This is a genomic window from Maribacter sp. MS6, assembly GCF_056839185.1.
Window position 1 is genome coordinate 2937587 of the sequence record NZ_CM166389.1, and the last position, 13672, is coordinate 2951258.

10 protein-coding genes are annotated in these 13672 nt (G+C 39.3%); 1 reads left to right on the forward strand and 9 read right to left on the reverse strand.

Translation table 11 applies throughout. The annotated features are described in order from the left end of the window. Window positions 1–3: 3 nt before the first annotated feature. The 8 genes from MS6x_RS12870 to miaB form a co-directional block, all read right to left on the reverse strand. On the reverse strand, window positions 4–2235 hold the full coding sequence (locus MS6x_RS12870) for a DUF4838 domain-containing protein (protein ID WP_482602667.1): 2232 nt from the start codon (window positions 2233–2235) through the stop codon (window positions 4–6). 300 nt (window positions 2236–2535) lie between these two features. Then, entirely contained in the window at window positions 2536–4170 is a 1635-nt protein-coding gene (gene groL / locus MS6x_RS12875) for a chaperonin GroEL (protein ID WP_482602669.1), read from the reverse strand. A gap of 105 nt (window positions 4171–4275) precedes the next feature. After that, window positions 4276–4554: a co-chaperone GroES gene (locus MS6x_RS12880; RefSeq protein ID WP_482602671.1), complete on the reverse strand. Its 279-nt coding sequence runs from the start codon at window positions 4552–4554 to the stop codon at window positions 4276–4278. Between the two features lie 139 nt (window positions 4555–4693). Further along, window positions 4694–5053, reverse strand: coding sequence for a preprotein translocase subunit SecG (secG, locus tag MS6x_RS12885; RefSeq protein ID WP_482602673.1), 360 nt, complete (start codon window positions 5051–5053; stop codon window positions 4694–4696). A 2-nt stretch (window positions 5054–5055) separates the two neighbouring features. Beyond that, window positions 5056–5928, reverse strand: a complete 873-nt coding sequence (locus MS6x_RS12890; protein WP_482602675.1) for a hypothetical protein — start codon at window positions 5926–5928, stop codon at window positions 5056–5058. Between the two features lie 26 nt (window positions 5929–5954). Beyond that, entirely contained in the window at window positions 5955–6476 is a 522-nt protein-coding gene (locus tag MS6x_RS12895) for an LptE family protein (protein WP_482602677.1), read from the reverse strand. Window positions 6477–6495: 19 nt separating this feature from the next. Next, a complete protein-coding gene (locus tag MS6x_RS12900) occupies window positions 6496–7764 on the reverse strand; it encodes a sigma-54 interaction domain-containing protein (RefSeq protein ID WP_482602679.1) in 1269 nt (422 codons plus the stop codon). A 37-nt stretch (window positions 7765–7801) separates the two neighbouring features. Beyond that, complete coding sequence (gene miaB, locus MS6x_RS12905; RefSeq protein WP_482602681.1) at window positions 7802–9247, reverse strand: tRNA (N6-isopentenyl adenosine(37)-C2)-methylthiotransferase MiaB; 1446 nt, start codon at window positions 9245–9247, stop codon at window positions 7802–7804. A 155-nt stretch (window positions 9248–9402) separates the two neighbouring features. Between miaB and MS6x_RS12910 the strand changes: the two genes are divergently transcribed. Further along, window positions 9403–10131: a hypothetical protein gene (locus MS6x_RS12910; protein WP_482602683.1), complete on the forward strand. Its 729-nt coding sequence runs from the start codon at window positions 9403–9405 to the stop codon at window positions 10129–10131. Between the two features lie 95 nt (window positions 10132–10226). Here the strand turns inward: MS6x_RS12910 and MS6x_RS12915 are convergent, their stop codons facing one another. Continuing rightward, on the reverse strand, window positions 10227–13364 hold the full coding sequence (locus tag MS6x_RS12915) for a WD40/YVTN/BNR-like repeat-containing protein (protein ID WP_482602685.1): 3138 nt from the start codon (window positions 13362–13364) through the stop codon (window positions 10227–10229). Between the last annotated feature and the right edge of the window lie 308 nt (window positions 13365–13672).

Consider the following 13672-nt stretch of genomic DNA (forward strand, 5'->3'; position numbering starts at 1 on the left):
GTTTTAATCCACAATAATTTCATCCGCAAAAACCCAAGAGGGTAGTCCGGCGGCATGATGCCAATACGGTGTTGGGGTGTTTGTTGCTGTTACCTTAATGTACCTATATTTTTTGGGTTCCATTTTAAGGTCAAAATAATGGATATCGTTTACTTTGCTCTTTTTAGTTAGGGGTTTAGGATTAATAATAGTTCCCAAAGAAGTAAATTTCTTATTATCCGTAGAACCAAAATACTGCACGCTGCTAGGAAAGAACACCACATGATTGGTAACTTGTAAAAAGGCCATGGATATGGTATTTATAGCCTGTGTTTCTTCAAGGTCTACCACTACTTCTAAATTATTTCCTTCGTAACCTAGCCAGTTGGCGTAAAAACTGCTGCCGCCCAATGCACCATCGGTAAGTACCATCGGATTTTCATTTGCATACTTTTTGGGTGCGGTAAGGGAAACCACATTTTTATCTTTGGCTTTATTCTTTCTTTTAGCTGTTTCTAAAGCCGATACATAGTTAGCTCCGTACTCGCTAACCGTGAACCCCATTTCATTCATTAGGGTAATATTGTTTTCATTAGCTGTTGTAGTAAAATTATCCAATAGTAGTGCAACTGCAGGGTTGGTTATTTGCATTCCGTTTTTATTGGTGGTGGTTAAGCTATAGTCTGGGCTTAGGTTTTTTCTACTGGCTTCCAAAATGGCAAAGTCAATTCCCATACGTGCCAGTCGTACGCGATTTATAAGTTCAGGTTTTTCGGATACTGCTTTTTCGGCTTCATTGAATAGCTGTGTATATTTTTGAAGTAGTTCTATATTTAAGTATGAGGTGAAAGCTTCCGAAGGGTCTCCATATAAAAACAATAAAAAATCTTCGTCTTCCTCTATTTTTGAATGAATAAGGTTTATATATTGCTTGATAAAAGGTCCTGCTTCTTCGTAATACCCGTTTGTGAATTCGGTAACTAAACCTTCTAAATTTTGGTCGGGGTTCCAAAGCAATTTAGCCGTTAAATAAGAACGAAGTTCAAATAGTTCGCTAGGGTGATTGCTATGTTGTTCGAAGACCCATTTGGCATTGTTGTCACGAAACAATTGGATGTTGGGTTTTAAAGTATTTATATTGGGGAAAGGAGCTAGGAAATTGGTGAACTGCGTGGTATAATCCCAAATTCTAATGTTGTCGGTGAGGGCGCTCCATCCAGATAAGTCATCCGCAAAATCGGTACATTTTTCCGCGATTGGTGCACTTCTATCACATTCAATACTACACAAGGTAATCAACACGTTTTCTACTGGGGCTGTTTTCGGAGGCTTCCTGGTATGTTGGTATGCGAGTGTAGAGATGGTCTTTTCTGGAAAAGTCTGGGCTACTTTGTTTACAAAATAAATCATAGTACCAGCCGGACTTCCCTCCTCAGTATCTATTTTGCTACAATTCTCACATTGACAATACTGCTGATTGTCATCCTGACTCACAGAAACTACGGATGCTTTTGGAGTTCTTTGAAACAATGCAGCCACAGAGTCTTTCACAATTTCCAAAACGGTGGGATTGGTTAAACATAATTGGGTAGGCAATCTTTTATCGCCTCGTAACGCGTAATATTCGGGATGCGATTCGTAAAACACTTCCTCTGGCATAAAGCGATGAAATGTATGCACGCGTGCTGCTGGGACGTAATAGGGGAAAGCTTCTGTCGTTACTTTTTGTTGCTTTGCAAATTCCTCATTTTCATAAAAAAGTCTTGAATGCACCGTACGGGTAAGTATATCAGGCGTATAGCTATAGTTGATTGTATTTAAGATAATAGTTGTTGTAATCGGAATTGATTCTACATTAGGTGCGAACCATTTGCAACCAAGATAGTCTTCTAGAAACACGAATACGGCATTGGAAGTAGCTTCCTCGGAACCTGCGGAGATATAGATATTTTTGTTTTCAGTTCGTATTCTGATTTCTTGTGGTTTTAAGTCATCTTCTTTACTATTTCCCACGTAAATTTTAGGGATACCTACGGTTTGTGAACTTTGGTCCACAATAGGTAATTCCGCTCCACTTATTTTATAGATATATTCTTGTAACGTTGTTGCAGCCTTGTTTTCGATTTCCGTAGCAGTACCGATATATAAAATTTCATAGGTAGATGTTCCGTTTTTAGTTAGGAATATTTCATCGGTATTACAAGAAACACAAAGTAGACTTGTTATGGGCAGTAGAATAAATGCGATGTATTTCATGCGTAGTAGTGTTTTAATAAATGCCGAGAGTTTTTTGCTTCTCTATTGGTTCATACGGTAAGTGCGTAAATTTGGATAAACTTTAAACAAAAGGTAGTCAAAGTAAGGTTGAATAAAAAATGTGGTAGACCGAGGATGTTTAAACACCTATAAACAACAGTGGACAGCGGTTAATTTCAAGACCATAATTAAAGGAAGCAAAAAACCCACTTTTGGAGTAATCCAAAAGCGGGTTTTAAATAAATTTGAAGGTGTGATATCCACGAACAAGCTAATTTCTAGCCCGTGGTGGTTCAGCCACTACATCATGCCTGGCATTCCTCCACCTCCACCCATTGGTGGCATTGCAGGAGCGTCCTCTTTAATATCAGTTAAAGCACATTCTGTAGTCAAGATCATACCAGCAACAGAAGCGGCATTTTCCAAGGCTACTCTGGTAACTTTTTTAGGATCTATGATACCTGCCTTCATCATTTCAACATATTTTTCTGATTTGGCATCATAACCGTAATCTCCTTTTCCTTCAAGAATTTTAGCGATTACTACCGAACCTTCACCTCCAGCGTTAGAAACAATGGTTCTTAAAGGAGATTCAATAGCTCTGGCAACGATTTGTAAGCCAGTAGCTTCATCTTCATTTTCTGTAGCTACTTTTGCAAGAACAGCTTTGGCTCTTACTAAGGCAACACCACCACCGGCAACGATTCCTTCTTCTACAGCAGCTCTAGTTGCATGCAAGGCATCATCTACACGGTCTTTTTTCTCTTTCATTTCTACTTCAGAAGCAGCACCAACATAAAGAACTGCCACACCGCCAGCCAATTTAGCCAAACGTTCTTGTAGTTTTTCTTTATCATAATCAGAAGTAGTTGTCTCAATTTGAGATTTTATTTGGTTTACCCTTGTTTTAATATCTTTTCCAACACCGCCGCCGTTAACTACGGTAGTATTGTCTTTGTCTATCTGTACTTTTTCACAAGTACCAAGCATATCAATGGTAGTATTATCTAGAGAGAAGCCTCTTTCTTCAGAGATTACGGTACCACCCGTAAGGATAGCGATATCCTCTAACATAGCTTTTCTACGATCACCAAATCCTGGTGCCTTAACAGCTGCAATTTTAAGGGAACCTCTTAATTTGTTTACTACTAGAGTAGCCAATGCTTCACCATCAACGTCTTCTGCAATAATCAATAAAGGTTTACCAGATTGTGCAACTGGCTCCAATACTGGAAGCAAGTCTTTCATGGAAGATATCTTCTTGTCGAACAACAAAATATACGGACTTTCCAATTCGCAGACCATTTTTTCAGAGTCGGTTACAAAGTAAGGAGAAAGATATCCTCTATCAAACTGCATACCCTCAACAACATCTACATACGTATCTGTTCCTTTGGCTTCTTCAACGGTAATTACACCTTCTTTACCAACTTTTCCAAATGCTTGTGCAATAAGATCACCTATTGTTTCATCGTTGTTGGCAGATATAGAAGCAACCTGCTTTATTTTTTCAGAGGAATCACCAACCTTTTTTGATTGCTTGGCCAAATCGGCAACGATAGCTTCAACAGCTTTATCTATACCTCTTTTTAAGTCCATCGGGTTTGCACCTGCAGCAACATTCTTAAGGCCTTCTTTAACGATAGCTTGAGCTAAAACGGTTGCGGTAGTAGTACCGTCACCTGCCAAATCATTGGTTTTGGAAGCAACTTCCTTTACCATTTGTGCTCCCATATTCTCTAAAGGGTCCGCCAGCTCAATTTCTTTAGCCACGGTAACACCATCTTTAGTTACCTGAGGAGCGCCGAAAGATTTGCTAATAATTACATTTCGTCCCTTAGGTCCCAATGTTACTTTTACTGCGTTCGCCAATGCATCAACACCTCTTTTTAGGCCGTCTCTTGCATCGATATCAAATTTAATTTCTTTTGCCATAATGAATTATGATTTTATTTTCATTCCCACGTTGGCGGGAATCTGTTTTCAGTATTCTAAATAGTTTTTTCGATAAATAAGATTCCTGATGGTACAGGAATGAAGTTAAATGATTGCTAGGATGTCACTTTCGCGCATCATCAAGTAATCCGTGCCTTCTAGCTTTAATTCGGTGCCGGCATATTTACCGTAAAGAACGGTATCACCGACTTTAACAGTTACTTTTTCATCCTTTGTTCCAGGACCAACTGCAACAACTTTACCTTTTTGGGGCTTTTCTTTTGCTGTATCGGGAATATATAATCCGGAAGCGGTTTTGGTTTCAGCTGCCATAGGCTCTATAAGAACTCTATCTGCCAATGGTTTAATGTTAACTTTAGCCATAATTAATATAGTTTATATTGATTTATCGTTTTCCCTTGAGTGGCAGAAATTATGCCATTAGTTAAAAACTGACATATTGTAAAATAAAAATGCCAGCTTGTCATTAAGCTGGCATTTTGTATATGATAAAACTACGTTTTTATAAGCTATCCGTAGGTGTTACTTCCGGGACTATTTCAGGAGCAGCTCCTTCCGGTAAGGTTTCTGGAACCGTTGTCTCTATATCGTCTCCTTGTAGTAATTTAGAATCTACATCGCCAAAATTACCTTTTAATGCTATGTTGGAAGCAAGAATTAATAAGACGAGTATTCCGGCTAACGTCCAAGTACTCCTATCTAAAAAATCACCGGTTTTTTTAACGCCACCAACTACTTGGCTTCCGCCCCCACCAAATGATGAAGATAGCCCCCCACCTTTCGGGTTTTGCACCATCACAACCAATACAAGTAAAAAACAAACTATGATGATAAGTATTAAGAATATGGAAAATGTACTCATTTTTAATCTCTATTTTCTGATTGAATTTTCTCTACCATTTTTAAACGGTCTGCAAAGAAAGCACTTTTTTCCGGATATTTCAAACTTAAAATTTTGTAGGCTTGAATCGCTTTTTTGTACTTTTTCTGTTCAAGATATACCCGTGCTAAGGTCTCGGTCATGAGTTCATAGTTGTCAAAAACACCTGATTTTAAAACGTTTTCAGGAACTCGGATGTTCGTTTTGGGTACTATCTTTGGGTTTTTGGCAATAAACCGATCTATTCTTTCAAATTTTTGTTTTTGATCGGTACGCTGTTCTTTTAAATTTGTGTTCTTTATTTTTTCCGGTTCAGAGGTTTCGTCTTTTTGGTCTATCGGTTTTTTATTGGTTAATTGAAGCCACTCGGTAAACGAAAATTTTTCTTTTTTGTCAAAATCGAGTGGTTCCCCCAGTCCTAGCTTTTTAGAAGTTTCACTGCTCTGCTGTTTGGTTGTGAACAGTTCTGGGTTCAATATCTGTTCCGCATCCTTTTGATCTTGTGGTAGGGGCTTGTCTTCTGATAGTTCTATTAGCGGTTTTTTTTCAACTACATTCTCTTGCTTTGGGGCTGTATGTACCTCTGGTTTTATTTTTGTTTGCGGTGTATACTCCAAAAAATCTTTAGCCGTTATAAAATCGAAAAGTATATCGCGATCGGTGGTATAGGCAGCAGTTGTTTTGAGTGCCTTGTTATATTTGTAACTGTGCAGATTTTTAAGGGCTTTAAGATGCAGCGCCCTCGCAGCTTGAAAATAGGGATACTCCTTTAGAATGTCTTCCAATTGGTTTGTTTTCGCGGGGTCTGCGACCTTTGCGGGATGTTCTAGGAGATAGGTAAAGTCCGTTACTTTCATGTTTGTTAGGCCTTCTTTGTTTTTAGTTACCAGTCTGCCAGCGAGGCATTAAAAATATCTTGTGTTAAACGTTCGAAAATTTCTGTATGCGCTTCACTTTTTATAGCCGCAAGTTGGGTATTTGCAGGATAATCAAAGAAGAACGAAAAGCTTTGGTCAAAATCCGCGTCTTCTTTTGTTCTATTGTAAAACCTGACTTTTACCCGAACGGATAAGCGATTCTGTGCTGCGGTCTGTTGCGCTGTTGCGGACATGGGTGAAATTCGGTATTCGGTTATCTCCCCTTCGTAAAGTAAATCTGCATCTCCGTTATTTACCAAATCTAAACTTGTTTGGTTTAAAATCCTATCCTGTAGGGCCAAGGTAAAATCCCTGTCCATTCCTGGTTCAAAGATGGAACCTGGGCTCTGGGATGCGTAGTTTTGAAAGTAATTAACCTGAAAGGTTGTTGCCGTTCCAACGCTACCGCCGGTGAAGTTGTACACGCCACAACCGTTTAGGCACAAAGCTGAAAAAATAAAAACGATTTGTATTGAAATATTCTTCATTCTTTTTTTTACTTCGAGTTTATAGATCGTACTGTTTGATTTTTCTGTAGAGTGTTCTTTCTGAAATACCAAGTTCGGCCGCAGCCGCTTTTCGTTTTCCTCTATTTCGTTCTAGGGATTTCTTAATCAACTCTATTTCTTTTTCGTGCAAAGATAAGGTCTCTTCTTCCTGTATTTCTTCGGCAAAATGATATTTATCTTCTGGTGAAGGTGCATTGTACGTTTGTTCTTGTTTTGACTCAGGCAACTGTAATACCTCCATTTCGGTTGCATCTTGTGTTTCTATATCGTCGTCGTCGTCACCATAAATTTTCCGTATGAGGTTCTCGTTTTCATCCTGTACTTTTTGCGAGTCGTTATTCTTCAGTAATTCCATCGTCAACTTCTTAAGGTCGTTGAGGTCTCCTTTCATATCGAACAGGACTTTATAAAGAATTTCACGTTCACTACTAAAATCACTTTCGGATTTTGAATTTTTTATGACCGCTGGTAAATTACTTCCCGGGTCGCTAGGCAGGTAACTGTGCAAAGTAGTTGCCGAAATTGCTCTTTTCTCCTCCAAAACCGAAATTTGTTCCGCAATGTTTCTAAGCTGTCGTATGTTTCCAGGCCATCGGTATTTTAACAACAGTGCAATAGCAGCTTCGTCTAGCCGTATGGTTGGCATTTTATATTTCTGACTAAAATCGGAGGCGAATTTTCTAAATAGTAAATGGATATCCTCCTTGCGCTCTCGCAGTGGCGGAATCTGAATTTCTACCGTACTTAACCTATAATATAGATCTTCCCTGAATTTTTCTTTTTTAATGGCCTCGAACATATTTACGTTTGTGGCCGCTACAATGCGTACATCGGTTTTTTGCACTTGTGAGGACCCTACCTTTAAGAACTCTCCGTTTTCCAAAACTCGTAACAAGCGCACCTGTGTTGTCAAGGGAAGTTCGCCTACTTCGTCCAAGAAAATAGTACCGCCGTCCGCTACTTCAAAATAACCACTTCTGGTTTGTGTAGCCCCTGTAAAAGCTCCTTTTTCGTGGCCAAAAAGTTCACTATCGATAGTCCCTTCCGGTATAGCGCCACAGTTTACCGCAATGTATTTGGCATGTTTTCTATGAGACAGGGAATGGATGATTTTAGGGATAGATTCTTTTCCCACACCGCTTTCGCCCGTAACCAGAACGGATATATCTGTTGGCGCAACCTGAATCGCTTTTTCCAGAGCCCTGTTGAGTTTAGGGTCTTGCCCTATAATTTCAAAACGTTGTTTTATGTTTTGTATGGCTTCCATGTTATAGTTGTCTTGTCAATAGTGTAATGCGCTCTAATTAATTATTATCGGAATAACCGATTGCTTTTCCTATCAAGGTTGCCGAGGTGCATGTGTTCATTTGTACGTTTACAAAATCGCCTACCTGATATGCTTCCTTAGGAAAAACTACTACCGTACTTTGTTGGTTTCTACCCATCCATTCGTTTGGGTTTTTTTTCGAAATACCTTCTATTAACACCTCTTGAATTTTTCCTAGATGTTGTTCCGTTCTATATTTGCAATGGCTTCTTTGAAGTGCAATAATTTCCGACAGCCTTCTTTTTTTTGTTGCTTCGGGCACATCATCTTCCATTTTCCTGCCAGCCATGGTTCCTGGTCTTTCGGAATACATATACATATATCCAAAATCATATTTTACATAGTCCAGGGCCTTTAAGGTATCTTGATGGTCTTCCTCGGTCTCGGTAGGGAAACCTGCAATAATATCTTGTGAGATACCACAATTGGGAATTATCGTTCTAATGTTGTCTATAAGCTTAAAATATTCCTCAATGGTATGCAGCCTGTTCATGGCCTTAAGAATACGATTGCTACCGCTTTGCACCGGTAGATGAATATGGTCACAGATATTGCGGTGCTTGGCCATCGTACGAATAACATCCAAAGTCATATCCTGTGGATTGGAAGTTGAAAATCTAATTCGCATTTTGGGTTGTGCCAAGGCTACCATTTCCAATAGGTTCGAAAAATCTACCGCCGTTGCTTTTTGCATGGTGCTTGCCTTGTCAAAGTCTTTTTTGAGACCGCCACCATACCACAAGTAACTATCTACATTTTGACCAAGAAGTGTAATTTCTTTAAATCCCTTTTCCCATAATTCATTTACTTCTTCCAAAATGGATTGGGGATCGCGGCTGCGTTCCCTTCCTCTGGTAAAGGGGACGACGCAAAAAGTACACATGTTGTCGCAGCCCCTGGTGATGGAAACAAATGCAGTGACACCATTGGTGTTTAATCGCACAGGGGAAACGTCCCCATACGTTTCCTCTTTGGACAAGATAACGTTGACGGCATCCCTACCGGAATCTACTTCTTTGATGAGATTGGGTAAATCCTTGTAGGCATCAGGTCCTACAACCATATCTACTATTTTCTCTTCGTCTAGCAGCTTGTCCTTTAAGCGTTCTGCCATACAGCCTAATACGCCTACCTTAAGATGTGGCCTAGTCTTTTTTACTTTATTATATTCCGTTAAACGTTTGCGTATCGTCTGCTCTGCTTTGTCACGAATCGAGCAGGTGTTTACAAGTACCAAATCGGCCTCGTTTAATTCAGTTGTGGTATTAAATCCATCATCGGCAAGTATGGATGCAACCACTTCACTATCAGCAAAATTCATGGCACACCCGTAGCTTTCAATATAGAGTTTGCGTTTGTTTTTGGCCTTCGTGTTTAGTGTCAGGGAAGACCCTTGTTTTGTTTCGTCAATAATTTTTTCCATACCATAACCCGGCTTGTACTTATAAATAGCGGGAAAGCAAAGATACTACTATATTCAAAAATATGACAAGTTGGCAGTTTAATTTAGTGATATTTTATACTTTAGCGGTAATGGCTTGCGTTTAGTTAGACAATCTAAATAAAGACTTACGTGATATGAATTTAGAAACGGTTAATCAAAAAATTTCTAACCGACCTCCCTTGGAGTTTGGAATTATTTTTAGCGCATCCATAGCACTATTTAAGAAAATATGGGTACAAGGGTTTATAACACTCCTACTCACTTTTGTTACGATACTACCATTTTATATAATGATTTACATTCCCATGATAGCTGCAGGAATTACGGATCCCGAACTTTTACGAAGTGAAGATCCGCCAGCCATGGTTATCTTAGGCATGGTTATTTTAATGCCTGTTTTTTTACTTGGAGTAATGACGTTTGGACTTGCTTTGAACGCTGCTTTTATGAAAATTTGCAAACGGAACGATGAAGATGCATCAACGAACGACGATTATTTCTACTTTTTTAAACAAGGCCGTTTGGGTAAAGTTTTTATGTTGGCCTTATTGATGCTGGGTCTTATCATTTTAGGCATGCTGGCCTGTGGTATAGGGATTTTTTACTTGGTAGTTCCACTTTCTTTAATTCCCGCTTTTTTGGCTTTTAATGAAGAACTTTCTGCCATCGAAATGGTAAAAGCGAGCTTTACCCTGGGGAACCGAAACTGGTTGGTCATTTTTGGTTTAGTCATCGTAATGGGGATACTGGCCGAATTAGGAATTCTCTTATGCTGTATAGGTATTTTGTTTACGGCAATGCTAGCCAAAGTTCCTGCCTATTACATGTATAAGGATGGAGTTGGTTTTGAAAAAGAAATGTAACTATCGGTAGCAACTATGTTATACTGTTAAAAATGAAACTAAAAAAGCGGGAATCTCATTTTTAATCCCCGCTTTTTTTAAATCCTATCATCTTATTATTCTGAAGTAATCATTTTTATATCCTCCTTGTCCACTTTTTCATTAATAATCTTAGTTTGCTTTTGAATTAGGGAGTTTAATGTGCTAATTTCTTTGTTCAATTCTTGCGTAGCTTCTTTGAAAAATTGCTGCGCTTGCTGAGTGGGAGGATAATCTCCCCTTTGTGAATCTGCCATTAGAAATGCAATCCTATTATTTATGCGTATTCCATAGTTTAAAGGATCTTGTCTACTTTGGTTTTTGGTCATGTGAATATTGTTTTCAATCACCGATAGTTCTGTTTCGTAATCAGAAATCAATGTTTGCAATCCATCATTTCCCTTTGTCTTCTCCTTTAGATAGTTTAAGTCTTTTTGAATATTTCTAATGGTAATAATTGCTTCGTTTGCCTTGGTTACTTCGTTTCGTACCGAAATTAAAAAGTCAAATTGCTTGTCATAGTCTTCTTGTGAATTGGGTAATCTTGGGTCTTTCACAATGGTAAATGGTTGTTCTTGGGAAGCGCCATTTACGGTTAGTTTTACTTTATAATTTCCCGGTACTGCTTTTGGACCTGTATTGGGCGATGAATAGAAAATCATTCCGTCAAAAGCCTTGAATCCTGGATATCGCATGTTCCATACCATTCTATTGCCGCCCACACTGACTTTTAGTAATTTAGTGGCAGCTGGGTTTAATTTATCTTCCTTGGCATGATTAGCAAAACTTTGAATTACGGTACCGTTGGTCTCTAGAATATCAATACGTACAGTATCTTTTTGATCTAAATTTTTGAGAAAATAGTTTATGATAACACCGTCCGGGTGATTTTCCCCTACCAATTTAGTATCTGGTTTTGACCATCCACCAGATTGGTGCATCCTATAGGAAGTATCCGGTTTGTAAAGATAGAAGTCACTACTTGCAACAGCTGTAGATAGTTGATGCAGAGGTGTTAAGTCATCTATGATCCAAAAACTTCTACCATGCGTGGCTACAATTAAATCATTGTCCCTAACCTGTAAATCACGTATGGCCGTTATGGGAAGGTTTAATTGAAATGGCTTCCAAGAGCTACCATCATCAAAGGAAATATACATACCCCATTCTGTTCCGGCATATAGTAATCCTTTTCGTTCGTGGTCGGTTCTAATTACCCGGGTGTAATCCGTATTTTTTATACCACTGGTGATAAGCTTCCAGTTTTTTCCATAGTCTTCGGTCTTGTATAAATATGGCGTGTAATCCCCGAACTTGTATGAGGTGGCGGCCACGTAAACGGTGCCTTGGTCAAATGGACTAGCGTCAATAGAATTGATCATGTTTAATTTTGGGGACATCGATGCTGGTGGAGTTACGTTATCCCATGTGCTACCATTATCTCGGGTAACATGGATTAGCCCATCGTCGCTACCTGTCCAAATAACCCCTTTTTCAAGGATGGATTCCGTTATTACAAATAGGTTCGAGTAAAACTCCGCACCGGTATTATCTTGTGTAATTGGTCCTCCGGAAGATTTGATTGTTTCGGGCAGTCCTCTGGTCAAATCTGGTGAAATTGTTTTCCAAGACTGGCCTTCATCCGTTGTCATATGCAGGTAATTGGATCCGGCATATAATACATTGGAGTCATGTCTACTAAAGGAAACAGGATAGTTCCAATTGAAACGATATTTCATTACTTCTGCGCCAGATCCAGCCGGATTATCTGGCCATACGTTAGTAGACCTTGCTTGCCCTGTCGTATGATCTAGTCTATTCATGTATCCTTTATAGGTGCCACCATACACCACTTGATTGTTTTTAGGGTCGGGTGCCAAATGTGCACTTTCGCCGCCCGCGGTTGGTTCCCAATCTCGCTCGGTAATAGCATTGCCGGCAGACCGGTGTGATATCCGTAGCGCAGTATTGTCTTGTTGCGCCCCGTAAATCCTATAGGGAAAAATACTATCGGTAGCGACTCTGTAAAACTGTGCGGTGGGTTGGTTGTAATAGGTAGTCCAGTTATTTCCACCGTCATTCGAAACTTGTGCGCCACCATCGTCTGCAATCACCATTCGGTTATTGTTGTTTGGGTCTATCCATAGATCGTGATGGTCTCCATGGGGAGCATTTTTTAATACGAACGTTTTCCCTCCATCGGTAGAAACGCCATAACTCACGTTCATAACAAACAGCTTGTCTACATTTTGTGTGTCTGCATATATGCGTGTATAATACCACGCACGTTGCCGTAAAGCCCTATTTTCATTTATTTTTTTCCAGGTCATTCCGGCATCGTCGGATCTATACAATCCGCCCTCCTCTGCTTCGATCAATGCCCAAACACGATTAGAATCCAATGGTGAAATCGTAATACCAACTATTCCCCAAGGAAATCCCGGTAATCCTGTTCTTGAAGAAATATCTTTCCAAGTATCCCCGCCATCTGTACTTTTGAATAGTTTGCTGTCTTCTCCGCCGCTATCCATTCGATAACCGTTTCTTTTCATTTCCCAAGTGGTAGCATATAGAATTCTACTGTTATTAGGATCCATGATTAGATCACCAGCACCGGCCTTGTCACTAATATATAATATCTTTTCCCAATTTGCTCCGCCATCTTTGGAACGAAAAACACCTCTAGTCTCATTGGGTTTCCATAAATTACCTATGGCAGCAACATATACTACATCTGGATTTTGAGGATGGATTCTTATTCTGGATATATGTTCAGAATCTTTAAGTCCGATAAACTCCCAAGTTTCGCCTGCATCCAAGCTTTTCCAAATCCCTTTTCCAGAAGAAACATTTCCGCGCAAGGTTTGCTCCCCTTCACCAACATAGATAATGTTAGGGTCGGATTCGGAAACGGAAAGGGCACCAATAGAACCTCCAAAGAAACCATCTGAAATATTCTCCCAGGTACTTCCCGCATCTTTAGTTTTCCAAACACCTCCTCCAGCTGTACCCATATAGTACAGATTTGGATTGTTGGTAACACCGGCAACCGTCCCTGCCCTACCACCTCTAAAAGGACCTACTAACCGATATTCCATGCCATTGTATATGGAATCGGGATAACTCAAGGTGTTTTTAGTTCGCTGTGCCTCAATATTTTGTAATGGTAGTAAAAAAAGGAATGATAATAGAGCGGTATAGAATAACTTGTTCATTTTAAAGTTTTTTATGTTGGCGTTTCTAAATGTAGATATTATTTCTATTCTCATCCAAACAAAGTGTTTATTTTTAGGATAGCAAACCTGTTGTGCTTTTTGGTTGCGTTCTTGCAAATAGTTGTCATGTTGATTGGTGATTTCCGACCTTTTTTGTGGAGAAAAAGGAGCATAGCGAAGTAATCTTGCTTTAAGGATGAGTTTCAGATCAATGCCGAAGGGATTACTTGAGGCTATGGGAAAACTTAATTTTTCAATTTGAAAATGATGAAATATACGGAATTGTAATAATGCCGATTGGTAATTAT

What these genes read in the sequence shown, in the direction of transcription:
- secG (WP_482602673.1), bottom strand. Translation starts at nt 5,053, where the DNA reads ATGAGTACATTTTCCATATTCTTAATACTTATCATCATAGTTTGTTTT.
- MS6x_RS12880 (WP_482602671.1), bottom strand. Translation starts at nt 4,554, where the DNA reads ATGGCTAAAGTTAACATTAAACCATTGGCAGATAGAGTTCTTATAGAG.
- MS6x_RS12870 (WP_482602667.1), bottom strand. Translation starts at nt 2,235, where the DNA reads ATGAAATACATCGCATTTATTCTACTGCCCATAACAAGTCTACTTTGT.
- groL (WP_482602669.1), bottom strand. Translation starts at nt 4,170, where the DNA reads ATGGCAAAAGAAATTAAATTTGATATCGATGCAAGAGACGGCCTAAAA.
- MS6x_RS12895 (WP_482602677.1), bottom strand. Translation starts at nt 6,476, where the DNA reads ATGAAGAATATTTCAATACAAATCGTTTTTATTTTTTCAGCTTTGTGC.
- MS6x_RS12900 (WP_482602679.1), bottom strand. Translation starts at nt 7,764, where the DNA reads ATGGAAGCCATACAAAACATAAAACAACGTTTTGAAATTATAGGGCAA.
- MS6x_RS12910 (WP_482602683.1), top strand. Translation starts at nt 9,403, where the DNA reads ATGAATTTAGAAACGGTTAATCAAAAAATTTCTAACCGACCTCCCTTG.
- MS6x_RS12890 (WP_482602675.1), bottom strand. Translation starts at nt 5,928, where the DNA reads ATGAAAGTAACGGACTTTACCTATCTCCTAGAACATCCCGCAAAGGTC.
- MS6x_RS12915 (WP_482602685.1), bottom strand. Translation starts at nt 13,364, where the DNA reads ATGAACAAGTTATTCTATACCGCTCTATTATCATTCCTTTTTTTACTA.
- miaB (WP_482602681.1), bottom strand. Translation starts at nt 9,247, where the DNA reads ATGGAAAAAATTATTGACGAAACAAAACAAGGGTCTTCCCTGACACTA.